We start from the raw sequence: 24,892 nt of genomic DNA, 5'->3' as shown, positions 1-24,892 counted from the left end.
TTCAAGGCTAAGAAGCATTAATAAGGCTCATTGCCTCAGCCCGGGTCGCCGGGTCACGCAGGGCACCGCGTACTGCCGAAGTCACGGTCTTGGTGCCGGGCTTACGCACGCCGCGCATCGACATGCACATATGCTCAGCCTGCATGACCACAATGGCGCCCAAAGGAGCCAGATGCTCTTCAAGAGCCTCAACCACCTGGGTAGTCAGACGCTCCTGAACCTGAGGGCGCTTAGCGTAAAGATCCACCAGACGTGCCAGCTTAGACAGGCCGGTTACTTTTCCGTCACCACCGGGAATGTAACCAATGTGCGCTGTTCCGTAGAAGGGCACCAGGTGATGCTCGCAGGTAGAGAAGAAGGGGATGTCCTTGACCAGCACCATCTCGGAATGGTCAATATCGAAAGTTGTTCCCAGAATATCGCCGGCATCCATATGCAGACCGGCAAACATCTCGTCATAGGCACGTGCCACGCGGGCGGGGGTATCTAGGAGACCATCCCGCTCGGGGTCTTCCCCAATTGCCAGCAAAATCTCGCGTACTGCGGCCTCGATACGAGGCTGATCCACCGCCATTAGCGCTGCCCTCCGAGCGGGTCCACATCGGGGGTGCCATCAGGACCAGCCGCGCCGGGGTGGGGTGTGCCATGGTCCATGGGATCAACCACCGGCTGCTGCACAATACCCTCAACGGGAGCACCCTCAGACTCTTCATTCTCACCCTGATTTGCCTCAGCACGTTCGCTGGGGGCTAGTACAGGGGGGATGTTGGTCTTCTCGCGGGTGTCCTTGGAGTACCAGTGCTCACGCTCAGGGCGCTTGCGTACGTTAGCAAAGATTTCTGCCAGATCCTTTTCTAGCAGGGTTTCCTTCTCCAGCAGAGTCATAGCAAGAGTATCCAGCACGTCACGGTTCTCAACCAGAATCTGGAAAGCCTCGTCGTGGGCACCCTCCAGCAGAGCCTGCACCTCGGCGTCCACAGTGGCAGCCAGAGCGTCGGAATGCTGGTTGCCACCGCCACCGCCACCGCCCAGGAAGGGATCAGATTCTTTAGCGACCAGGCGAACCGAACCTACCTTGGCGCTCATGCCGTATTCGGTCACCATCTTGCGCGCAGTGTCGGTTGCCTTCTGAATATCGTTGGACGCACCGGTAGAGGGGTCGTGGAAGACGACCTCTTCAGCCGCGCGGCCACCCATGGCGTAGGCCATCTGATCCAGCAGTTCGTGACGGGTGGTGGAGTACTTATCATCCTGCGGCATAACCATGGTGTAACCCAGGGCGCGGCCACGGGGCAGAATCGTAATCTTAGTGACCGGTGCCGAGTTACGCAGGGCAGCAGCAACCAGGGCGTGGCCGCCCTCGTGGTAGGCGGTCACCTTACGATCGTGCTCATTCATGATGCGGGAAGAACGCTGGGGGCCGGCCATGACGCGGTCAATCGCCTCGTCAATGGCACGCTCATCAATGACATTACCGCCATCGCGGGCCGTCAGCAGGGCCGCTTCATTCATGACGTTAGCCAGGTCAGCACCGGTAAAACCGGGAGTACGCTTAGCTACTGTTCCCAGGTCAACACGGCGATCGATGGGCTTACCTGCGGCGTGCACCTCAAGGATGCGCTGGCGTCCTGCCATATCGGGGGCGTCCACGCCCACCTGGCGGTCAAAACGGCCGGGGCGCAGCAACGCGGGGTCGAGCACATCGGGGCGGTTGGTCGCCGCAATAACGATGATGTTAGAGGTGCCGTCGAAGCCATCCATCTCAACCAGCAGCTGGTTAAGGGTCTGCTCGCGTTCGTCATTACCGCCGCCCATGCCGACGCCGCGCTGGCGGCCCACAGCATCGATTTCATCAACGAAAATAATGGCAGCGGGGTTCTGCTTGGCTTCCTTGAAAAGGTCGCGTACGCGGGAGGCGCCCACACCTACGAACATTTCAACGAAGTCAGAACCTGAAATGGAGAAGAAGGGCACGCCGGCTTCACCAGCAACGGCCTTAGCCAGCAGGGTTTTACCGGTACCGGGAGGACCGTACAGCAGAACGCCCTTGGGAATCTTCGCGCCCAGACGGGTGAACTTCTCAGGCTCAGCCAAAAATTCGCGCACCTCTTCAAGCTCAGCCAGAGCCTCATCCACACCGGCAACATCGGCGAAACGCACGGTGGGGTTGTCCTTGTTGAACTTCTTAGCCTTTGACTTAGAGAAGTTCATGATCTGGGAGCTGCCACCGCCCATGCGAGACATTAAGAACCAGAAGAGAGCTACCAGAATGAGGAAGGGCAGCATAAAGGACAGCATGGAGGTAAACCAGTTGGTCTGCACCGGCTGATCCGTGAAGGATTCCAAGCCGGCATCGTCCATAGCCGCCACCACATCATCAGCGCGGGGCTCAACATAGTAGAAAGAAACGGACTTGCCCTGGTTTTCACCAGAACCATTCACGTAGTCATCTTTGAGCTCAAGATCCACGCGCTGATCGCCATCGTAAATCTTGGCGCTGATCGCCTTATCGTCGTTCAGCAGCCCCAGGCCCACGTTGGTATCAACCTGGCGTGCTGATGAGAAGCTGTTAGCAAACAGCATGGGGACCGCAATGAGCACGGCAAGAAGAACCCAGAACCAGGGCCCTGAAATCAGCTTGCCAAAGAACCCCTTCTTCTTGCCATCAGGGGTGTTATCCGTTTTTTGCGTCAATGCCGTGCCTTCCACATCTGACGGGGCTAGGCGAGCCCAACCACTTACATTTTCTATTGCCGCCGCGAACGGGGCCTAAGAACTTAAAGACCTATCTAATGTACCTAAGTTTCCTGAATTCTAACCGTGATGCTGGTTTGTTTCGCCTCTGGGCTAAAGGACAAGCCGGGGCTGCCTCTCCCCTTACCCGCCCTAATCTGGCTTAGATACAGCAGCGCGCAGGTGCCCGGGGGCTACCTGCGCGCTCAATACTAAAGGCAGTTTAGGAGTAAACGTGCGGAGCCAGGGTGACGATGCAGTCCAGGTTGCGGTAGCGCTCCGCGAAGTCAAGACCGTAGCCGACGACGAACTCGGGCTCGATATCCCAACCGACATACTTGACGTCAACATCGGTCTTCACGCTCTTCGGCTTGCGCAGCAGAGTGCAGATTTCCACGGACGCCGCGCCGCGGGACACCAGGTTCTGCTGCAACCACTTGAGGGTCAGGCCTGAATCAATGATGTCCTCAACAATGAGTACATCGCGGCCGGTCAAATCGGTGTCGAGGTCCTTCAAGATACGAACTACGCCGGAGGACTTGGTGCCCGAGCCGTAAGAGGAAACAGCCATCCAGTCCATGGTGTAGTGGGCCTTAAGCGCACGGGAAAGGTCGGCTACCACCATGATCGCGCCCTTGAGTACGCCCACCAGAAGCACGTCCTTGCCCTTGTAATCCTTATCGATCTGAGCGGCAAGCTCCTTAATTTTGGCGTCAATCTCTTCTTTGCTGAAGAGAACGTGCTTGATGTCGTTCTGTACGTCGTTAGCGTCCACGTCTGTTGCTTTCTGGTTGTTTTAAGCTGCTGGCACCGCCGCCGTTACCGGGTGGCGGCGCGTCCTACCTTTAAGTATGGTTACTTTGAGGTGCTGAGTAAAACGATAAGCCCGGTTTTTTTGAGGTTTATCTGTTTTTCCTGGCGTAAAAGGGCGGCCGAGGGGCGGCGGCGGTAGGCGCTGACATGGCCCGGTAATTGAACTGGTCCTGCAATGGAGTGTTCTTTCACAAACTCATTCAGAGCCCCTAAACGCTCGAACCCGGGGTTAAAACCACCGGCTTTTTTGACGGCGAGCGCCAGCACCCGGCCCCGCAGAGCTGGGTGAAGGTTCAGCAGGCTGGCGCGGTCCAGCAGTACCAGGTCAGCTGTTTCTGCTGCCGGGGGTAGATTTAGTTTTTCCAGGCCACCCACTTCAGTAAGGCTAGTTTCTACCCGGGTAAGGGTTGCTTCTGCCTGCTGGTGCATGTAGAGAGCGTCCGGCCCGGTGATGGCAGCGGTGCGTGCCAGCGAGAGGGCTACGTCCCCTCCCAGGTGCTCCTCAAGATAGGGCAGGATGCTGTGGCGCACTTTGGCGCGCATGAGGGACTGGTCGGTATTGGTGGGGTCGTACCAGGGGTTCAGGTTCTCGGCGGCGCAGATTTCTTCAATCTCACTGCGGCGTACGCTCAAGAGTGGGCGCAAGTAGGTGACACCATTTTCTTCTTTGAGGGCGGGCATGCCAGCCAGCGACCGGGTGCCTGAACCCCGTGCCAGCCCCAGCAGAACGGTTTCTGCCTGATCATCTAGGGTGTGCCCCAAAAGGACGGCGGCGGCACCGGTTTCGCGGACTGCCTTTTCAAAAGCCCCGTAGCGGGCAAGGCGTGCCGCCATTTCTGGGCCCTCACTACTGGAATTAACCGTGACTTTCTCTACTAAAACCGGCGATAGCCCCATCTGCCGCAGAACGTGGGCGGTGCTCTCGGCAACTTCTCCCGATCCTTCTTGCAGCTGATGGTCCACCACGATGGCACCGGCACGAAGATCACCGCGGCGGGCAAAGTGGGCAGTGAGCGAGGCGAGCGCCAGAGAATCAGGGCCGCCACTGACCGCCACCAGCACCAGGGGCACGGCCGAGTTTTCGTGCTGGATGCCGGCACCCTGCTCGCTCACGTCCTGCCGGTTTCGGGTAGCCCGGCCTGCGGGGGCCACGGTACCCGGCCCCAGGGCGTCATTAAGGGCGGAGGCCAATGCCCCGCGCGCTGCACCTACGGTGGGGTTAAGCCTGCCTTTGCGTGCCTCTTGCATTAGTTCTCCGGGATGGTTTGTGCTGAGATAGTTTTTGCCGGGGCTGCACCGAGTACACGGTCAATCCACGCTTGAGGGCGGGTGATTTCTGTGGCGGCTGGCAGGTTCTCGGGGGATTCCCAGATGCGGTTAAAGTCGCCCATGCCCACCTGATCCACAATGTATTGAACGAACTTTTGCCCGTTTTTGTACTGCAACATTTTGGCATCCATCCCCAAGAGTTTGCCCATGAAGCGGGGGAAGAAGCCCTGGTTTTTGCCGCGACGCTCAAAGCGGCGGCGGATAGTTTTGACGCTGGGCACGATGGAGCCGTCCACGGCGTCCATGACCACGTTGGCATGACCTTCGAGCAGGCTCATGATGGCGGTGACCCGGTCCATAAGCTCCTTGCCCTCAGGGCTGAGCAGGGCGGTGACGCCGGGGGCGGGGGTTCCTTCACCCAGCGCTTCGCGGTTCTTCATACCGCGCACCGCGCCGGTGGCAGCAGAAGCAAGACGTTCGGGCAGGTTCTCAGTGACCTGCCCTAGTTCCCTGGCTAAATCGTGCATCGTGGCCAGCATGTAATCCCGCAGCCAGGGGGCAGCGGCGAACTGCACCCGGTGGGTCTGCTCGTGCAACGCCACCCAGAGGCGGAAATCTGCGGGGTCAAGATTGAGCTCTTTTTCGAGCTGAACCAGGTTAGGTGCCACGATCATGAGCCTGCCGCCGGACGCTCCGTGACCGGCGAGCGCGGCGTAGGGGTCGTACTGCCCCAGCACGCGGGTGGAGAGGAAGCCCAGCACCGCGCCCAGTTCGGTGGCACCGCCCACCTCGGTGATGGCGTACTGGGTGTCAGTAAGGTGCTCTAGCTTGCTACCCAGCACCTCTTCGGCCACAGGCCCCAGCATGACGTCAAAGGACTGGGCGTTGGCTTGCACCCAGGTGGCGCGGTCAACAATGAGAAGCTCAGAGTCGTGCAGGTTGTGGGCGGCGTCCAAACCGGTGATGTTATAGACATGATCCACGGCGGCGGTAGCGGCGTAGCGCATATCCTCCACGGCGCTACGCTTGCGCTGGTCTTCTAGCCGAGGCCCGCCGGGGGTGATGAAGCTGGCAACCTTGTGGGCCAACCCAAAATTCAGGGGTACGGAGCGGGCACTGTCAGGACGCTGGGGAGCGGGTGAGGCATTCATAGACCCTCACTTTACCGGAGTGCACAAGACACCCTGGTGTTCTCTGTTTCCTTCTCTCTACCTGCTGAGCTGCCCACTATCATCTGTAGTCCCGGTAAGTAGAACCTGCACATATACACCGCCTAAACGAATAACTGGGTAAGGAAAACAACCTATAGCTACCGATGTTTATTTCTTGGTCTCAACACAGAAAATACTCCGCGGAGCCTGCCTCTGCGCAAAGATAGTAGCCAGTTAACCAGACCCACTATTAGCCCCAGAGTCAGACCTGACAGCAAGAACCAGAACACAAAGGATTGCCAAGAAACAAAGATTTCCTGCTGAGCAACCCTATCCATAAAATCGAAGCTATCGTTCAAGAGCGGCAACGGAATAACTAAGGCACCAACAATGGCGAGTACCAGTGCAATACGGTCTTGGCTCTCCAGCGCAGCTTCTTGCTGGTCTCGGGTTGCGATATTCATAATCGTCTCAGCGTGCTGCTTCATTGCGCCGTACCGTTTATAAAATTCAATGGCCTTTTTGAATTCTCTCAAAACCTCCATAGTCTTACCGGTATTAGCAGAAGCATCATCCATCCAATAGCGCACGGAGTCCACTTCAATTTCACGGTAAAGCGCCATCACCTGATCTGAGGTTTTCCCCAAGTTGTTAGAGTGGGCGGCACCAGCCATAGCTTGCACTAGTCTGAGTTCGGACTGGCGGAGCATCTGGTCCTGCAACCTGCCCAAAAGTAAAGCATCCAGATATTCTGCTTCAAAGCTCGCCGCAAATTTTTGGGAACGCCAGCCACCATTGTCTTCTACAGCTATAAAGGCAGCATAATAACGGGCAAAGTACCCATACCCTACCCGGTTAAAGGTGAGGAAACGGGTCTCCTGCTCCTGATCAAATCGCTCTTTATCTTCCACGGCTCTTTGGGGAGTGAGGTTGGTAGTATATTCGACCAACAGTGGCAGAAACGGCTCATAGTCTTCAAAACCGGCAGGGAGACCGTTCTTTATTTCTTCTACTTCCTGTGGGCTCTTTTGAAGAAAAATAGCGGTATAGGTATTTGCCTCGGTATCGTATTTGAGGCTCTTGGCTGTTGGAAAATCAATGTGTGAATTTACACATTCTTTCTCAACTACTTCGTGTAAATCACGCCCGCGGACGCCTCGGTAGTCACCTCCGCCAAATGCCGAGGCAAAACTGCGGATTACGTTTTTGACCTGTTCCTCGGTGTTTGCCTCAACTTCGCTTACGATGGCTAGCTGAGCAAGTGCCACACCGTCTATAACCCGATCAGCAATTAATAGTTCTAAGCGTCTGATGGTGAAATGTGTTACCTCAGGAAACCTCAGCATATTACTGCCATCGGATGTACGTCGTTCCTTACCTTTTATATAGGGCATAACATTAATATCGCACTCGTGGTGATAGCGCACAGGAATCATAGTAAGGCTCTTGGAACCGCCCATGTCCCCGTACAAAAAAGGTGACATTGTGGAAGGAAAGTATTGAGCTCTCCATCCCCCGTCGGAGTAAAGCTGACTTCCATCCCGGCGGGTACCGCTGGGAACCGCCCAGGTTCCTTGAGACCAGGCACTACTTTTATGTATTTTTTCTGGACGTACTCGGACATCACAGATAAAAATTGCTGTTGCTTTAGGCATTGACGTTAGCATTCGCATCAAAGGTGTAATTCAGCACTACTCTTCTGCTCTTACGGAACTTTTGATGGCTGAACTCTAGTGAATACTGGCTCCAAGCAGGTCTCTGGAACATGTCTAGCCCAATACCAAGGTCGATAATCCAACCGTTGTTACATTTAATAGACCTATCATGAGTGCCGGAGTCATACGTATAGATGAACTTAATTCCAAGTGGCTCAACTTGGTTTTTAATTTCTTCAAACATCTCCTCTTGTTCCTGAGTAAACCCACCGGATTCGTCTGAACCTGAGCGCAAGGCAAAAACAACTTCTTCGGCAGGATCTTTAACCGAATGAACAACGACCAGAAGATCAAGCAGGTTTCGCCCCTGGTGTGCTCGGCGAATGTAGGCGTCCTCAAGCTGAATCATGGTGGCCCCTCGGAGATAGTCAGCAAATAGCCCCTGATAAGTGACGCCTGTTTGGTTTTCCCTTATTTCAACCCTTCCTTCTAGGGGGGGCGTATCTACCGGTGTGAGGGCCGTCTGCGCAACCCCGACGGTACCCTGCGTAACGGGTGTTTCTTCAAGGTTTTCTTGTTGAAGCGCGTTATCTCGCCAGTAGAGAGTTGGGTACTCAGCTTCCTCAAGAGTCTGTACCCCGCGTTCCTGGTTACTTGTCTTGTTCAGGTACAAAAAACGGGGTTGAACCATCGTGGAGTCGATACGGCAGAGCTGGTCTTTGACTCGTTTTCTGCCCTCGATAGCAAAGATAAAAAGCTCTTCTGCTTGTTCCGGGGTGAACTGTTCGTGAGGGTAAATTAGCTTGAGCAAGCCCGAGAAAGTCTTATTGATACCGTCCCGGTCTCGTTTAGAGAGGCTCTTATCAAGGTCAAATAAATGAGCGGTATGAAGAGAGTAGTCGAGGTTGCGCATGTGCCGCAGACCTTCTGCCAGGTAATCCACAACAAAGCCAAAACCCTGGGTGAACATTTCGTTGCGCACCGTTTCAACTTCCCAACCAGGAATATAAGTGTGGAAACGGTCGATAAATGCTGAGTCGTGGTAGTTAGCAGGAAGCTCTGAGAAGAGATCTGAATGTTTCAGCATGTGGGGTACGTTATGAGCGGTGTTCCCAACGAAAGCAAAAGACGCCTCAGCACTTTGCACATCGTTCCCCCTTGAGAAACTCTTATTTGCCATGTAGTTCTTCATGATGTCTACAAGTTCACGTTGAGGGCGTTTAGTTCGGCCGGCAAACTCATCAAAAGCCACAACGTCCCAGTAGCCTACTAGCCCTATTCTGCCGGTTGTATTGTTGATGAAAAGTTTGGGCACCGTGACATCACCACCAGAAATGACAATGCCGTGGGGTGAGAATTCCGAGTAGACGTGGGTTTTACCTGTACCTTTTGGCCCAAGTTCAATGAGGTTATAGTTTCTTTCAACGAATGGAATCAGGCGAGTTAGCTGAAAGAGTTTCTGGCGATGGCCGAAGAACTCAGGATTGAGGCCGATGGATTGCATCAGTACATCGATCCACTCTTCGGAGCTGAAGGCCTCGCGATGTTTTTTATACTGGTCGAAGTCAAACCCTGAGTGCTGGACGGGCTTGAGACTTTCGAGTTGCCAGGGGCTGGTACCTGGCTCGGGGGTGCCGTGGTAACTCACACGAGGTAGACACCAAACTCCAGTTGTCAGCAGTTTGGGGTTTGCTCGTACCGTTGCTGAGTCAATCACAACTTCTGAGATGCCGAGGTTATTAAAACTTGCCTCATAACGGTCATCTTTGTCATTGAAGATCACGTGAATTCGGTCAATCAGCAGTTTTGAGCCTTTTTCACGGATAGTTGACTTGATGAGTTCGGCCTGGTTTCTATGAACAAAGTTATTCTCAAGAATGGCTTTAACCCGTTCAATACCCTCGGCAATTTGGGTTTCATCATTTGATGTCGCATACTGCCCGAGCAGATATTCCAATACGTAGGTAGGAACTGGGGCGTTGCTTTTGAGCTGGGCCGAGAGGTCTTTACGAACGACGTTACCAGGAAACTCTGAAACGATTTTTTCGTCAAGCGGTGTATATGCCATGAGATATGTTCCTTAGGGGTTAGTTGAAGAAGTCATCAATCGCAGTGTTCCCGCGTTTAATCTCAATATTTGTTTTCTCGTAGTGATGCCAGGTTTCGGTACCAGAGTTATAGCTCTCAAGCCTAATTTCTGCATTACCTTCGGTAAGGCTATCTGCAGCCCTGGTCAGTTCAAGGGTGAGGCTCAATTGGCGTTCGCTCGCTGCCTCGTATGCAAAGTTAAAGGTAGCTTCCGGCTGATCTGAGATGAGATTGTCATTATGGTAAATACCTGCGCGCACCCTAAGTGGCTGTAGATTGCCAAGGGGGTGCTGCTGAACGAGTTTAATGACCAGCAAGTTTGAGGTTAACTTGCTGGGCACTTCAACAAAGTCCACTTTCACCGTTTTGGAAATGCTCTTATTTTTAGTGATATGCACGTTAATCACCGGCACTGTCATCTCTTGGAGGGATGCACCACCATGCACATACCTAAACCCAGAACCTTGCCTTTTCAGGCGTTGGATTGAACGGGGAATAAGCACTTCGACACCAGGCTCTACGCCTAACTCTTGAGAGGTAAAGTGATGGAATGCTTCGCTCTTGTGCAGGCCCTCTCCAAAAACAAACCGCCTGTCTTCGAAGATGAGTGTATCGCCGTGTGCCTTTTCGCTGAGATAACTGATCTGGTTGTCATTTTCATCTTGGTAAATAAAGCCGTGATCAGCAGTTATAAGTATGCGGGTAGCTGATGTGTGCAGCTTCTTGACGAGTGCTTCAATCTCTTGAAAGGCGATTTCGGTTGCGGTAAAGGTTCCGTCCTCGGTTGCACGCTTATCGCCGGTACTATCAATGGTGTTGTGGTAGATGTAAATGCAATCAAGGTCTTTGAAGAGCTTTTTCATGTCAGCTCGACTGAGACTGATCACGTCTTTATACTGAAATGCTCGGCCGCCAAAAGAGGTAAGAATTTTATCGCGGTTTGCAGTGCCCTGAGTCGAAATCCCATCAGCTAATACCGAAGCAGAGTTAGGTGTTGGTGTGATGGTTAGCTTGGTATGAGGCAAGAGAGAAGCCATGCCCAGCTGAGTGTAGCTAGGAAGGACTCCAAGCATGCCGCTAATGCTGGTTTTATACTTATCGTTTTGCGCAAGCTTTTGTTCTAGCTCATAAGCTACTTCGTAGCGCATGCCATCTGAAATGATAACGAAGGTACGCGCTTTTTCAAGGTGTCGCTTCACATGCTCAGTGTAGAAGGCTTCTTGACGGTTACTGTCAGGGAAGCTTTCACGCCAGTTGGGGGTCTTGTCCACTAGATTAGACCAGTGATCTCCCAGCGGAATCAGGTAATTGCTGGTGTAAGCATTGTTGACCTGCTGTGTAAGTTCATTGAAGAGTGTGTTTCCATGAACCTGGCTGCTTCGTTTTTGAGCCAGGTGATACTTGCGGTAGAGCCGATCGATAATAGACCAGCGGTAGATATAGTTTTTGAATGTCTCAACGAGGTTTCCGGCCCCAAGCTCTAGAGTACGAATACGTTCAAGCAACTGAGCACCAGTGATCAGTGCTTCATAGGCCTCTCTGTACTTTTGGTACCAGAGCACCGAATTTTGGGAACGTTGAGCTATAGATTCGCTAATTTCTTGCGCAGAATACAGGGCTGATAGGAGCCCCTGAGTAAGCTTGAGCAGGATGAGTTGTTCTGTCTCCTCAAAAAGGGCACTGGGCAACAGCTCTCCCAGCGCATCGTCTTTGTGGGTGTGATAGTAATTCTTGTTTTCTGCAATGTTCTGCGCAATTTTTAGAGCGTAGTCCCGGGTGCTGTAATTATCCCGGAAAGCTTTGTAGTCCGTACGAATATTACGGTACTCGGGGGTAGTACTATCAAGAACTTCATCCCGGTAAGCCCAGATGAGTAAGGCACCAAAGTTTTCTGGGCTGTCTTCTGGATAGCGGTAAATATTGCGGGTACCTTTCCAGAAGAATTCTTCAAGCCCGTACTCTGCTAAAGCAGCCTGAGGGGAGCTGTCTCCCTGCGCATATTTTGTCATTAGATGAGACAAAATTACCTGCATTGAGTGTTGATCTTCGGGAAGCCCAAGGATGCATGCCACCATCTTCGCCTTAAAGGTAGCTTCATCTTCTTGACCGGTAAGACGCAGCTTAAGTTGCTGCAGCAGGGTATTCTTCCCAAAGAAGGCAGGGTGCTGTGCTGCCAAGTTGATAGCAATAGGCGAGCTGATACCGAGCGAATTCAGAGTAAGAGAAATCTTATCTGCCGTGAAGATGCCATAGGCGAGTTCAAGATCAAGCAGCCAGTTTTCGGTTTCATGCGGCAGTAAGCCACCTCTGTAGATGAGGAATTTCTGCTCGTCTGAGGCGGTAAATACCGTGTGCTTAACACCGAACTCATTATTATCTACTCGGAGCTTTTGAATGTTTCCTGGCAGTTCAAGGGTCTCAAAATCCTCCATAAACTCTTGGGCAGAGTCATGCCAAATGATAATTTTCTGCTCTTCGAATTTACGATTGATAGCCTGGGCGATGTCTGACATTTCTAGTTTCCTGCTGTGAGTAGTTGTCTGCCTGTATGAGTGAGCCTATACTGCTGATTCTTGCTCTGGGGCTTTTCATTTCAGAAGGAAACTCAGTTCTAGGCATTCTTCTTGCCTCAACGGATCTTTAACATCACAGATGCTGAGATCATGGTTTACGCCTACAACCAGCTGACCACCGGCAGCGTTAGCAAAGGCTACAAGTGTGGGCAAGGGCCCCTGGGGGTGCGAGAGATCCCGCTTGTATTCCAGGGTTTTGCTTTCATGGTTCGTAAGTTTGCCGGAACTGTCGGTGGTCAGCGCATAATACATAGTTGTTAATTCTCCATGGGGTTACTTATCTACTTGAAAGAGATAAGTGCTTTTCCTAAGAGCGGGTAGTTATGGGCTACACCATCATCAAGGTCGATGTGCTTGTTTTGCAGGGCAAGGGGGTAGAGCACGTTATCTTGGTAGTCCGTGAGCTCTTTGAGGACCCTGCCTAATTTGTCATCTTCCTTCTGTGCCTTGGTGACTTCTGCGCCTTCACCGTGGGTAATGGTGTACTGTAGGTGTTCTCGGTTAGCGGTGAGTTTGTCCATGTAGGGGCGGAGGTAGTCGTTGAGGACGGTGCTCACAGTCGCGGGGGTGTAGCGGTGCATGTAGACCAGGGCTTTGAAGCTACCTTTTCCGTTGCCAGTGGACGAGAACATCCAGTAGATGGGGCGCTTGGAGTACCGTTTGAGATGGTCTTTGAAGAATTCATCGGTGAAGTATTTGCGGATGTTTTTGCCCAGGGCGCTCTCTACGAAAGCCAGGTTAGCTTCAAGGTTTTCTTCACCGAAGGCTTTTTTCAGGAAGGCTTTGAACTTGGCAACAATGTCGTCTTCAAAGCGATCATCTGCTAGTACGGGGATTACGTTATCTTCATCGGGGATGAAGGTGGGTGCGTCTGTGCCAATCTTTGTCAAATAGTCGGCGAGAGTTTCGCCCTGGTTGGCGAGAATCAGCCCAGGGGCATCGAGGGAGTAACGCCCAAAGAGGACGCCGACGAAGTAGGAGATTAGGTCTTTGATGGTGTCGTGGTCGTACTTGTTGCGGAGCTCATCGACGCTGAGGTTGGTGCCGTAACGGGCGTAGGGGTTTTTGAGCAGAGTAACGCGGTCAGCGGGAACATCGTGTTCGATACCGTGGGTAATACCGTATGCGTTTGCCACCTTGAAGTTGTTTTCTTTCTCCAGCTCCTGCACCGTTTCAACGGTAATCAGGGACTCAGCAAAGTTAGCTTCTACCAGTTCTGCAAGGACGCCGTTGCCTGAGCTAGCAGCTAACTGGCAGATAGCGTTATGGGTGAAGTCCCAAGAATTCTCGGAGGAGTCCCAGTCAGCCTTATGAATTTCGGTGAGCTCCTCAGTTATTTCTTGAGTTTCTACTGAATTCACGAAGGGAGTCTGCGCGAGGGTTCCCACCTCAAGGTTCATGGTGGGGGAAATAGAGGAAAGCAGGTGCCTTATGGTTGAGGAGTTAAGAACTGACAGCAGAGCCTTTTCTTTTGAAGAGTCGATAAATATAGAGGTACCGGCTACGTCAAAGAGGAAACCTGCTGGGAAGTAACGGAAGGAAGATTCGCCGCTACCCACTTTTGACCAGGAAATGGAAGGCTGAAAATAGTAGTTAGAATTTTGGACGCGCGAACGAGTCTTTTTCCCATCATTTGCTCCAAATATTCGTATTTCTGCCCCATCGTTCTCCCAGTTCACCACCTGGTCCTGGTTGCCATACCACTTGCGGAACTTCCCACCCTTGTTATAGGGGAACCACTTAAGGCCGGAGTTCTGAGCGTCATCCCGCGAGGCGTATCCCGCACCAAAATTATCAGCGCTTACCTCATACCATAAACGCACAAAGTCTGAATTATTTCCGGTCTGCAACCCCACACGCGGTTCGGCAAGATTTTTAAGCTTCTCTCCACGAGTGAAGGCTTTCAGCATTTCATCAGTCAACTCGAAAATTATAGGACTACCTGGCACCTCTTTGAAGGATTCTGGAATTTTTGAAAATGAGTCAGCTGTGTTGCTCACTCCATTTTCTCTGATATCAGAAATTATTCTCCGAGTATGCACTGGTTGATTCTTAGGACCAACATATTTTTTCAGATTTATATAGACACCTTCGTACCCAGATAGGTCTTTCTGTAAAACAAAGGTGCAGATTGGGACAGTTGCCTCAGCAAAACCCGAGTACTCAAGCTGAACCAAGGAAAGAATATTATTGGATTTCAAAATTTCCCTACGCACTCTTTCATAAGATGAGATAAACATCCATACGAAGGGTGTCATGAATCCGCATGCGGCTTTAGAAATCGAAAATGCGAGATTTCTATAGATAAATGCTGAGAACAGATCATCCTTCCCACCCGGAAAATTATCCACTATGAAGCTTTTAAGCTGTTCTCCCATGTTCTTTTTCCCCATGTAGGGCGGGTTCGCCACCACCGTCGTGTACTTTTGGCTCAGCAAACGTGCTTGGCGCAGCGCAGTCTCCGTCCTCGATTTCAGGGACTGGTCAACCTGAACGTCCAGGGCGCCCTCTGGCAACTCCCGGGCTAATACATGCTGACTCCAGTGATCCTCCATCAGCTCCAGTACCTCTGCGTCCGGGCGGATCAAGGAACCGAACACATCGGCATGTTCAAAGGTGTTCCAGAACTGGCCAAAGCGTGCTTCATCAATCACTACGGGCTGGGCAGAGCCGTCTCCAGCATAATCACGAGTAAAGTCAAAGCCCCTCGCAAGTTCACGTAGCTCTTCACCCGAGAAAGTCACAGGCTTCAGCACACAGATAGAAGGCTGAACAGCCCGGCGGAAGAACCTGCGGTACCTGCCGCGTGCCTTCATGGTCAGAGCAAAAGCTGCCAGGGCACCAGCTCGTTCGTCCAGCTCCAACCCCACCAGGTTCTTTCCCAGAATTAGCCCAGGGATATCCGCCTCTGCATAGCCGTCTTCCAGGTACATTTCATAGAGCAAATCAAAGGCGTAGGTCAGCATATGACCAGAGCCGACCGCCGGGTCAAGGACTGTCAGTTCCTCCGGCGAAGTGATTCGCACAAAATCCTCTACCGATTCCAAGCCGCCTACCGGCTCCACAAAATACTCCATCTGCTGCCGCAAAGCAGAGCCCGGACGGTTCAACAGCCAGGTGCGACCCACCGTATTCTGCACCAGGTAACGGACAATCCAATCAGGGGTAAAGAGCTGGGTTGCCGCAGGAATCTGCTCTGCACCCGCCTTCACGCCCTTCTTGAAACCCTCGAATACTTCATCTTTACGTTCAGCAATATAGAACTGGTAGAGCCAGCCAATAACTTCCACGTCCTGACACATCTCAGGCGTCATGCTCTGCGCCACCTTACGCACCACAGAATCTACAGACAACAGATTAGCTGGCAAAAGAAGATTGCTGATATCGTCAGCATCCGGGAACATGGCAGGCACCCAAGACTTAAAATGCTGGGCATACGCATCAAGCAAGAGCGCAAAAACCTCAGAATACTGATCTTGAGATCGCCTAACACCGCTCACCACATCGTTGACTTGCTGAGCAACCTTGGCACCTACGATATCCGTATCAATAACTCCAGCGAAAGCATCAGAAACAATCTGGGGCGGAGCCTGCATAGGGTCTACACCTTCTGCTGGTGAAACAACCCCAACAGGGGTATACCCACAGGCATCCATAAAACGCAAAGCCACAAATCGGTTAAACCAGAGGTAAGTTACCCTGTCCACCACAGCTTCACGGGAGGTCTCCTCGATAGCCCGTTCTAGCTTTCCCACTAGAACAGGAAAATCCAGGCGGGCTGCAGAACCCGGCAGAAGCACCGTATCTAGGCGGGCAGATACACCCTGAGTTAATTCTCTGCGGGTTTCTGCCGCAAATTCCTTCAACGCTGAAGTATCCAATAAAATCACCCTTGTCTTTGAAGTAAAATAACTTCATATTTAAAGTAAGTTGTTGTGGCAAGGCCCAAGCTGCTAGACCATTCTGCCTCTAAATCTGTTCTACCTTGAGTACCAGTGCCCGGAGCTAGAACAGCATAATGTACTGATCATCGTCTAATGCCTGCAGTAGATCCCGTCTCAACAGCTCAAGATATTGGTCGACATCAGCAGCCCCTCTCAACACAGGCAGAGAGTCGCTAGGGCGCATTAGTTTATCGATCTGAATAGGCTGAGCTACGGGCTGCTGCGGTTGAAGGCTCACGGTTTCTGGGGAACTAATCACTGTTGCAGCAGCATCATCGGTTACAGGTTCAGGTTTAGCAACCTGTTGCGGTTGAGCCGCCAGCATCAACTTCTGTACCAGCCGGGGAACCTGGTTCTGTCTAAAGCGATAAGCAACCGGCATAATGCTGGGAATGAATTGCTGCCCGTTCACTTTCTCACGGGCTTTCTGGAATTCGTTCTCGATCTCTTCACGGATCTGCGCAGCGACCCGATGCCATTCAGGCAGACCTTCCAGATGCTGTTTGCCCTGTTCCAAAACTTCAAAAGCTTCGCTGCAGGCATCATGCTTAGCCTGGATGATTTGCTCGCTGATTTCTACCTGCAGCTGCCGAATTTTCTGAATATTTTGAGTGTCAAAGCACCGCTCAATATTCAGCGCATCACGAAGGCGCATCACAAGTTCCCCTGGCAGAGCTTCAAGATTAACGCTCTCGGTGTTAAGGAACTGGCTAGCTTGATCATAGTGTGAACACTGCTGCCCCTTCATGAAACCACGAATAGGGGCAAGTACCGCCTCAACTGCGTCCAAAACTTCGTCTAAAGCTGCTTCTTGCTCATAAAGACCGGCAGGAGCTGAAGAATACTGTCCTAATATTCTGAGTTTTCCCTTGAGAGGTGCCAGCAAAGGAACGAAAGGGTATGAGGAAGTAGAGAGGTCTTCTACCTCTGCCAAGACAGCTTTGATTCTTTCTACAGCATATTCAGCGAGATTTTCCCCGCCTTCATAGGTAGGCAGAGATTGAAGCGGTTCCAGGTCGTTCAAGAAGTCCCGCAAAAAACGCACTTTTTGTTCTGAAATATTACGAGGAACGCCCAGCCATAGCTGATCAAACCCGGTACCCCGAGTCAGTGCCTCAGAAATCTGAGTTCGTTTCAGAATTCTGCTGTCTTTACTGATGGTAACCTTAGCGCCTATCACCAAAACAGCCAAAGCAGCACGCGAAGAAAGGCTGTCCCAACCATAGGGCGTCTTTTCAAAGTGACTAATCAACCGTGCCACGTTAAGGGGCTCACCCAAATTATGGCGCCGGGTGACCTCCCCCAGCATCGTCTGAGCAGCAACAGCCATTGAACGCTCAGTGTCAGCACCATCTAGAGTCTCATCTGAACTCAAAATCGATCGAATCGTTGCTTCGTTAATCCTGGAATCGCCCAGCTGGCCCAGTTCAGAGTAAACCCGGCCAGTCAGTTTAGAGAAGGCTAACTCAACCCGAGACTTAGCAGATGTAGCAGAGATGCCTTCAAGTTCAGAGCCATTGTCGATCAGGACAGCGTCAAGAATAGCTCGTTCAATTCTGTTCCTAAACTGGCGCTCACGAACCTGATTAACCTGCACCTTCATGTTCAAGGCACGGGTTGAATCTTCAGAAGCAGCGGCACCCTGCGTACGCTTTACGTACGTTTTAGTTTTAACGTAGAGCCGGATATCGCTCGCTAACCGCTCATCAGGTTTAAGAACTACACGCAGCTCATTAATTCCCACGCTGTGGCTCCGCACAACATCAATCTGATCATAAAAATCGTAGAGCGGAGTCAAGAAGTTGATACTCAAGTCATGCCCACGGCCTGCAAAAGTATCGTCCACTTTTAGCGCGTACTGGAAATCCCTATTTGTGGCTATATCGCGGATTTTTGCACTAGATAGGATAGATGCGATGTGCTCTTTGTAGACTGCGCGTTCATCGGCAGGCTCGATATCAACGTTCTTTATTTTCTGTTCGATATCTTTTTCTGCATCGGTCAGATACTCAAATAGGTCACCAGTACGCTGGATGAAGCTGCGCTGCTCTAACTCCCTCAGAGCATGCTTAACTTTAGAGCGTAGGGCAGAAATATCAGCGCCAAAGCCAGAATACATAAGCACCACAATATTGTGCTCTGAAGCCTTAAACTCATCAACATACTTAACTAAAAACAGTACTTTGAGCACCTGAGCAGCAAAGGCATCTAACTCCTGCTCTGCCGCACCAATCTGACGGACGATGGAAGATTGAAGAGCATTCATAATGCCTTCAAACATCCGGTCAAAACTCACCGTAGCGCCAGTTGATTCCCCAGCAATCTGCTTAGCGACATCCTGTACCACTCCCAACATAGAACGCTCACCCACAGATGAGTAACGCCCCTCAAAAGCATTCTGTTGTGAAAGGCCTTCAATCGCATTCTGGAACAGGCGGAACTGATAACCCACAAACGGGTAAATCGCCACAAAATGGTTTTGGTCCTTGTAGTTGCCATAAGAACGTGAACCATCGTGGAAATCAAAGAGCGTCTTCAGGTTCTGCTGCTGCTCGGAATACAAAGCACTTACCTCAGCGGCACCCTCTTCATTCTTACGCAGAAGGCGCTTACTAATGACTTCCTCAACGTCCTGGCTAGAAAGCTTCAAACGAGCCTTGAACCTAGCTTGAATCTTAGAAAAGTCGTTAGCCTGCTGCTTGGTCTGATCCCCCAGAACAGAATCCATACTTTCCTGAGAGGTCACAAAGACCCAAGACCTGCCGCCACAAACCGTCATCAAGGTTTCGGCGACAGTCTGAAGTTTCAGCATCAGCTTTACATTGTTTGCAATGAACTGCCCAACTTCATCAGCAAAAAAATTTATTCGATACTGTGGGTCATCTTGCCGGTCAATCCACTGCTTGACATTCTGCGCGAAATCCTCAGCAGTAACGCTATAACTATCGTTGTACTGGCTCAGGATTTGTACAGGATTAGACTCAGAAGTACCTTTCAGACGCGCATAGGCCACAGCAGCATTATGCTCCTCCAAAAAGCTCAAACCGCGCCCTTCTTCCCAGGGCAAACCAGCAACATCAGCATAGATAGCTTTGAACTTTTCTAGCTCACCACGGGAATCCAAATCACGTTCAAACTGAGCAACGTGTGGCATCCGCCCAAAATAACCACAAGCCTCATCAAAAACCCTCACGAATACAGCCAACAATGAGTCATCATTCTTAACCGTTGCAGCGCTGGCCTTCTGGTCAATATTGAACAAAATGCTCATCGCCGGAATCTGGGACGACCTGCTAATTGCGCCCTCAAGCATCAGTTCATCTGCTTCACGAGCTTTCTGGCAAAACGCTTCTACAGCAACAGCACGATCAAAATCATGTTGAGGAACAGTCCCCAACAGATGTGCCAGCATCTTCAGCAAATGCGATTTACCTGACCCGAAAAAGCCCGAGATCCATACGCCGTTACTACCGTCATTATTGTTGTATCTATCTAACAGCTGATCGACAGCACGGGCTGCCTCAGCAGTTAGCACATACTCGTCAACTTCAATACCCAGCTGCTTGGTGTCATCGGCTTTGATGACACCTTCAATCGAGCGCTGGATGTCCTTTGCAAAAAGATCATTAATCTGCATTACAGACCGCCCCTCACCATTTCCTCAATATTCTTAGCCCGGTAGTAGCTATCACTCACCGAGATATCCAAAACCTTCAGTTCAAAACCCCTCGCAGCATTCGTCGTGTACTCTCCCGGGAACCACAAAACCAGGGGTACAGGTGGCATATGAATCTGCAGGGCCTCTAACAAGGCATGAGTACGGAGGAAGGGGAAAACCGCACCAATACCATGAACAATGACCAGTTCCTGGCCCTTAGACTCAGTTGCAATCCTCGGTGCAATCACGGTTTCAACATCAAGCATGCTCTGGAGACCAACGCGGAACCGAGACTTAGGCTTCTGCGCGGGCTCAGCATTAAGCACAGGTTGCAGCAGATGCTTTTCTTCCAAAATTTGAACACAGAGTCTAAATAAATCAATAGTGATGAGGTTGACGCCTTGCTGTTTCAGCTGGCTACTCACCACCTTCAAAGATTTTTCAGCAGATAAAGCCTCTTTAGGGTTAAAGGGATAGATAAAGAAAGGAACCTCATTGTTCAACCCCCGCATCTGTAAAAAATTATCGCTACCCAGTAGCGCAACAAGTTGCTGATCAGTAGCCACCGTGACCCCCACTTTCATATGCTGGCAAAAAACGAACTGTAGAACCAGGCACATCGCCATCAAACATCTGAATGAATTCGTCAGACGGGAAAGCCATAGAAATCATGCCGAACTCATTGATTAGACCCGCCCCCTCGAGCATCCTAAAGACAACAGACCGCAACTTCTTCTGGGTTAGCTCAGTAACCTCTTCCAGCTCTTCGTGCCAGAAGACCTTCTGAGCCACAAAAACATCGTAGTCATCGAAAGAAAGTGAATAATCCTGCCCAAGGAACTTCTGATGAAGCACTTCCTCAGCAAAATCACCAATAAAGGCATAGCGACGGCAGATTGCTGTCCAAACAGCTAGTTTCTGATCTGTGGCTGAGGCATCTAGTAAAAACTTGAGCTGCTCTGCATTAAGCACCTTAAGTCTTCCAATGACCTCAGCTGTGTACCTCTTCAGGCTCGACTCAGCAGTAGCCTGAATCGAGTTATTGTGAAGTACAAAGGACCGAGTGGCATCCCAATCTAATAAGTCGCTATAGACACGGGCCACCGCCAATGATTCATTGAGCATCAGAGCCCCTGCACTGAAAGACAACAAGTACCTACCAGAGCTGCTATCCACTAATACCTCCTTGGCGCACGGAACCGAACCAACTACTCTCATCTTAAGGTAGGAATACAAAACTGTGCTCATCCCTCCCCTAGCGTTATAAAAGCAAGGGACGCCGCCCAGCAGGTTCCTCACACAGAGTGAGGAAGATGCGGGGCGGCGCCCTTTATTAAAACTAGCTTAGAAAAGCTAAAGCTTAGTTCTCGTCAGCTTCTGCTTCAGCAGCTGAGTCGTAGTGGGATTCGGCGAAGCGAACCTTAGCTTCTTCAACCAGCTTCTCCGCGAATTCGCGATCTTCCCAGCCTTCGCCCTTGACCCACTTGCCGGGCTCCAGGTCCTTGTAACGCTCAAAGAAGTGCTTGATTTCGTTCTTGAGCTGCTCGAACACATCGTCAATGGTCTGGATGTGGTCATAACGCTTGTCGGTGGGAACGCAGAGAACCTTGTCGTCGCCGCCGGCTTCATCGGTCATACGGAAGACGCCAACGGGGCGTGACTCTACGAGCACACCGGGAACTACGTCAACGTCGAGGATAACCATGGCATCCAGGGGGTCACCGTCTTCGCCCAGGGTGTCCTCAAAGTAGCCGTAGGCGGTGGGGTACTGCATGGAGGTGAAGAGAACACGGTCCAGGCGCAGACGGCCGGTTTCGTGGTCGATTTCGTACTTGACGCGTGAGCCGCGGTTGATTTCGATGGTGACGTCGAGCTCCAAGAGGAACCTCCTAGGTTGAAGTATGTGCGCGAGTGCACGAGTGTATCGGGTCTAGTCTAGCGGACAAGGCAAGGCTATGCCGCTCAGGCGGGTTATTGTGGTGGTAGTCGTTTTTGGAGGTTGGCGTGTCTGAGTCTGTTACTACCCGCAAAAAAGCTGCGGGCTGGTGGGCTGCCACCGCCCTGTTAGCCTCAGGTTGCATTGGTGCGGGCACTTGGGCTGTACCTACCTGGTCTGAAACCCAGCGCCTTCAAGCAACAGCCATTGCGCCAGCGTCCTCAGCACAGGTTCAGCAGGTAGAGAGTGCAAGCGAAGGCACCCCGGTGGATGCCGCTACACTCACCGCAGACGCCAACGCTGTGCTTGACTCGCTGGGTCAGGGCACAGCTTCCACTCAAGTAGTGGACGCAGCGACCGGGCAGGTGCTCTACAGCCGCGACGCCAGTACCGGCCGCGTGCCGGCGTCCAACATGAAAATGCTGGTGGACTACGCCCTGCTGGCCACCGCACCACAGGCTCGTTTTAAAACCTCCGTAGAGCTGGCTGACCCCCAAACCCTCACTTTGGTAGCAGGCGGAGATACTCTACTGGTGCCCGGCGAATCTGACCCCGATGCGGTGATGGGACATGCCGGTATCACCACCCTGGCGCAGAAAACCGTGGATGCCCTCAAGAGCCAGGGCATCACCGGCGAATTAGTCGTCAATCTGGATACCTCTATCTTCGCCGGGCCTGCGCTCAACTCAGACTGGGCGCAGGAGGATATCGACTCGGGCTTCATGACAGAGGTAACCCCCTTAGCTTTCTTCTCCCACTACTCCCCTGATGGCAGCGGAAGTGAGGCTAGCACCAGCCGCCCCCAGGATGCTCCGGGGCAGGTTCACCAGCAGCTGGTGAGCACTCTTAACCGGGTAGGTAAAGACGCCGGTCTCAGCTTCATCACAGGCGCCCAGAGCCCCAGCGGTGAAGATGCCACCGAGCTGGCTGCCGTGGAATCTGCCACGGCCGCCCAGCAGAGCGCGCTGATGATGCAGCAGTCCGATAATTCCTTGGCAGAGGTGCTGGGGCGTAACCTATCGGTTGCGCGGGGTGGGGATGGTTCCCAGAGTGATGCTCTTGCCCAAATCCGCGCCGTCCTGGGCGATCGGGGTCTGCCCACTGACTATCAGCAGACCGATATCAGCGGACTGTCTCTCAACAATAAGGTCAGCAACGAGCTGCTTACCGATATGACACAACGAGCCGTCACCGGCACGGACTCAGAACGACTGGCCCTAGCTGGCCTACCGGTGGCTGGCTACAGCGGCACCCTCGGGTTGCCCACACGGTTTAACAGCCCAGAAGAAGTAGAAGCTCGTGGTCTGGTACGCGCTAAAACCGGCACCCTCAACAGCGTGCTATCACTGACCGGCTACACCGTCACTGACGGCGGGCGAGTGCTCGCCTTCTCGGTCATCATGAATGACTTAGAGGACGCCGAAGCCGCCAAAAATGTCATCGACCGCTTTTCAGCAACCCTCACCGACCGCTAGAACAACAAAAGCCCCCCACCTCATCTGTCGACCAATGAGGGGCGGGGCCTTGCAGTAGAGGCTGTTAGTTCACCCATACACCGCGATCGGCGCTCCAGTTAATAGTGACGCCCCTAGAGAAGCTAACGCGGATTACCCCGTCGCTCCCCATAGTTTCGTCCGTGGTGGGGAAACCCAGGGCAGGAGGGCCACCCAGAGAATACCAGCGGGCAGAAATAGCGCCGCTTTCATTGATAACGCGGGCACCGGTTGAAGGGGTCCAGTAGACGGAGTTGATGCGTCCACCTTTCACAAAATCCTGGCGCACGCTGCCCCAGAAACTATATTCAGAGTTCATGGGGTAGCCCCAACCGTGCTCAAAGCCAGCGCCGGCAAAACGACGACCAATAGTACCTGACCAGTAGATAGTATGGGCTCCTTGCTGAGGAGTCCAGTAGATTGTACGACTATTGGAGAAGTTCTGGATAGCGCCGCCATTGATAGAACCAAATTCGTTACCTGTGGGCTGCCCGAAGAAGTTAGCGCCGCCACGAGCATAGTAGTGGTTGCTAATTGCACCGGTCAGGGCGAAAGCAGGTATTTCTTTAGAATCATCAGACTGGGTGCCTAGATCAGCGGTGATGTTCGAAACGTAATCGTTGGGGCCGCGTCCAGCCTGGTACTCGTAAATACCAACGTTGCCCAGTACGCGCCAGGGCAAAGAAGTGCCGTGACCGTAGGCAAGACCAATGCCCATAACGTTTGCCTGGGGCGCCAGCACGGCGGCGCGGTGGGCGGGTGAGCCCTTCCAGAAGTTAATCAGCACATTCAGGTCATCGTTATAAGAGAGAGCGATGACTTCGCGCACGAAGCTGTACCCCTGAACCGAGGGGTTATAAATAAATTCGGTTCCGTGGGAGAAGTAACCGGCTCGCACCTGACGTTCAGCCTCTGCCTGCATCACGGTAGCTACAGTGGCGGAGTGACGCACTGCCCTGAGACCGTTCTGCGCCCTAAAAACGTTGATGAGGTCAAGTAGCCTCTGCTGGTCCGTTGCACGCTGAGTAGCTGAAACACTGCGCAGATCAGAGGATGCTGCGATAGCGGCGGTAGCGGTGCCAGCTACTGCTAGGCCAGAAAGGGTAAGTGCAGCGACCTGACGTCGAGTAGGCCGCGCAGCTTCAAGAAGATTGTTCACGATGACTCCGATTCGTTGCACCCTAAGGATGCGATGTGGTGTGTGTGCAATGTGAAATAGCTGAAGATAACTTTATAGAATCGTGACCTAATTTTTATTATTTCGTTACACATTTATCGCAAAAATTATATTTTTGAGGGCAAATTTATACATCACAAAGCGCAGCGGTCATCAATGGATACCTAATATACGGCTTGCTTTAATTTGGGACCGGCATCACCGGAGGTGGTATCAAATTTCTCTTGTTCACCGGCGTGGCGAGGTTAAAACATAGAACCTGTCATGAAAAATTCGACAAGGAATCGGCAAAACGATAGCAGAAATTCGTTAACCTTCTATTAAGAATAGAAAGTAATCGAACATACTTTCGTATTATTTTCTAATAAGAATATACCGTGTAAGACAGCTCATAACCGACCC

Annotated in this window: 16 protein-coding genes; 1 reads left to right on the top strand and 15 read right to left on the bottom strand. The window is 52.1% G+C overall.

The window, feature by feature from the left end; genetic code table 11:
• Positions 1-7: 7 nt before the first annotated feature.
• The 14 genes from folE to ABD982_RS00885 form a co-directional block, all read right to left on the bottom strand.
• Positions 8-574, bottom strand: a complete 567-nt coding sequence (gene folE / locus ABD982_RS00945; protein WP_251379508.1) for a GTP cyclohydrolase I FolE — start codon at positions 572-574, stop codon at positions 8-10.
• Entirely contained in the window at positions 574-2,694 is a 2,121-nt protein-coding gene (gene ftsH, locus ABD982_RS00940; RefSeq protein WP_345443568.1) for an ATP-dependent zinc metalloprotease FtsH, read from the bottom strand. The genes folE and ftsH overlap by 1 nt, the downstream gene beginning before the upstream one ends.
• 262 nt (positions 2,695-2,956) lie before the next feature.
• Positions 2,957-3,508 carry a hypoxanthine phosphoribosyltransferase gene (gene hpt / locus ABD982_RS00935; protein ID WP_251379509.1) on the bottom strand — a complete coding sequence of 184 codons (552 nt, stop codon included), beginning with the start codon at positions 3,506-3,508 and terminating at the stop codon, positions 2,957-2,959.
• Between the two features lie 80 nt (positions 3,509-3,588).
• Positions 3,589-4,794, bottom strand: coding sequence for a tRNA lysidine(34) synthetase TilS (gene tilS / locus ABD982_RS00930; protein WP_345443562.1), 1,206 nt, complete (start codon positions 4,792-4,794; stop codon positions 3,589-3,591).
• Positions 4,794-5,966: a zinc-dependent metalloprotease gene (locus ABD982_RS00925; RefSeq protein ID WP_345443559.1), complete on the bottom strand. Its 1,173-nt coding sequence runs from the start codon at positions 5,964-5,966 to the stop codon at positions 4,794-4,796. The genes tilS and ABD982_RS00925 overlap by 1 nt, the downstream gene beginning before the upstream one ends.
• 158 nt (positions 5,967-6,124) lie before the next feature.
• The gene (locus ABD982_RS00920; RefSeq protein WP_345443556.1) at positions 6,125-7,621 is read right to left on the bottom strand and encodes a hypothetical protein; all 1,497 of its coding nucleotides are present in this window, start codon (positions 7,619-7,621) and stop codon (positions 6,125-6,127) included.
• Positions 7,614-9,689: a BREX system Lon protease-like protein BrxL gene (gene brxL, locus ABD982_RS00915; protein WP_345443554.1), complete on the bottom strand. Its 2,076-nt coding sequence runs from the start codon at positions 9,687-9,689 to the stop codon at positions 7,614-7,616. The genes ABD982_RS00920 and brxL overlap by 8 nt, the downstream gene beginning before the upstream one ends.
• A 19-nt stretch (positions 9,690-9,708) precedes the next feature.
• Positions 9,709-12,222 carry a BREX-1 system phosphatase PglZ type A gene (gene pglZ, locus ABD982_RS00910; protein ID WP_345443551.1) on the bottom strand — a complete coding sequence of 838 codons (2,514 nt, stop codon included), beginning with the start codon at positions 12,220-12,222 and terminating at the stop codon, positions 9,709-9,711.
• 75 nt (positions 12,223-12,297) lie between these two features.
• Positions 12,298-12,534, bottom strand: coding sequence for an AlbA family DNA-binding domain-containing protein (locus tag ABD982_RS11285; RefSeq protein WP_425569995.1), 237 nt, complete (start codon positions 12,532-12,534; stop codon positions 12,298-12,300).
• Positions 12,535-12,563: 29 nt separating this feature from the next.
• Positions 12,564-16,163 (bottom strand): BREX-1 system adenine-specific DNA-methyltransferase PglX, encoded by a 3,600-nt coding sequence (pglX, locus tag ABD982_RS00905; protein ID WP_345443548.1) that lies wholly within the window; start codon positions 16,161-16,163, stop codon positions 12,564-12,566.
• 124 nt (positions 16,164-16,287) lie between these two features.
• Entirely contained in the window at positions 16,288-19,863 is a 3,576-nt protein-coding gene (brxC, locus tag ABD982_RS00900) for a BREX system P-loop protein BrxC (RefSeq protein WP_345443545.1), read from the bottom strand.
• Positions 19,863-20,450 (bottom strand): DUF1788 domain-containing protein, encoded by a 588-nt coding sequence (locus ABD982_RS00895; RefSeq protein ID WP_345443542.1) that lies wholly within the window; start codon positions 20,448-20,450, stop codon positions 19,863-19,865. Before ABD982_RS00895 ends, brxC begins: the two co-directional genes overlap by 1 nt.
• The gene (locus ABD982_RS00890) at positions 20,440-21,102 is read right to left on the bottom strand and encodes a DUF1819 family protein (protein WP_345445719.1); all 663 of its coding nucleotides are present in this window, start codon (positions 21,100-21,102) and stop codon (positions 20,440-20,442) included. Before ABD982_RS00890 ends, ABD982_RS00895 begins: the two co-directional genes overlap by 11 nt.
• Positions 21,103-21,244: 142 nt before the next feature.
• A complete protein-coding gene (locus ABD982_RS00885; RefSeq protein ID WP_237202924.1) occupies positions 21,245-21,763 on the bottom strand; it encodes an inorganic diphosphatase in 519 nt (172 codons plus the stop codon).
• 125 nt (positions 21,764-21,888) lie between these two features.
• Between ABD982_RS00885 and ABD982_RS00880 the strand changes: the two genes are divergently transcribed.
• Positions 21,889-23,295 (top strand): D-alanyl-D-alanine carboxypeptidase/D-alanyl-D-alanine-endopeptidase, encoded by a 1,407-nt coding sequence (locus ABD982_RS00880; protein WP_345443537.1) that lies wholly within the window; start codon positions 21,889-21,891, stop codon positions 23,293-23,295.
• Positions 23,296-23,359: 64 nt separating this feature from the next.
• On the opposite strand, the gene ABD982_RS00875 is transcribed toward ABD982_RS00880, so the two are convergent.
• Positions 23,360-24,472 carry a CAP domain-containing protein gene (locus ABD982_RS00875; RefSeq protein WP_345443534.1) on the bottom strand — a complete coding sequence of 371 codons (1,113 nt, stop codon included), beginning with the start codon at positions 24,470-24,472 and terminating at the stop codon, positions 23,360-23,362.
• Positions 24,473-24,892: the final 420 nt, after the last annotated feature.

Origin of the sequence: Rothia endophytica (assembly GCF_039543885.1) — a bacterium.
Lineage (GTDB): Bacteria > Actinomycetota > Actinomycetes > Actinomycetales > Micrococcaceae > Rothia > Rothia endophytica.
The sequence above is the reverse complement of the archived record's forward strand: the minus strand, read 5'-3'. Positions and strand labels throughout refer to the sequence as shown.

Coding starts and splice junctions, on each gene's coding strand:
- folE (WP_251379508.1), bottom strand. CDS start 574: ATGGCGGTGGATCAGCCTCGTATCGAGGCCGCAGTACGCGAGATTTTG.
- tilS (WP_345443562.1), bottom strand. CDS start 4,794: ATGCAAGAGGCACGCAAAGGCAGGCTTAACCCCACCGTAGGTGCAGCG.
- ABD982_RS00925 (WP_345443559.1), bottom strand. CDS start 5,966: ATGAATGCCTCACCCGCTCCCCAGCGTCCTGACAGTGCCCGCTCCGTA.
- ABD982_RS00920 (WP_345443556.1), bottom strand. CDS start 7,621: ATGCCTAAAGCAACAGCAATTTTTATCTGTGATGTCCGAGTACGTCCA.
- brxL (WP_345443554.1), bottom strand. CDS start 9,689: ATGGCATATACACCGCTTGACGAAAAAATCGTTTCAGAGTTTCCTGGT.
- pglZ (WP_345443551.1), bottom strand. CDS start 12,222: ATGTCAGACATCGCCCAGGCTATCAATCGTAAATTCGAAGAGCAGAAA.
- ABD982_RS11285 (WP_425569995.1), bottom strand. CDS start 12,534: ATGTATTATGCGCTGACCACCGACAGTTCCGGCAAACTTACGAACCAT.
- brxC (WP_345443545.1), bottom strand. CDS start 19,863: ATGCAGATTAATGATCTTTTTGCAAAGGACATCCAGCGCTCGATTGAA.
- ABD982_RS00890 (WP_345445719.1), bottom strand. CDS start 21,102: ATGAGAGTAGTTGGTTCGGTTCCGTGCGCCAAGGAGGTATTAGTGGAT.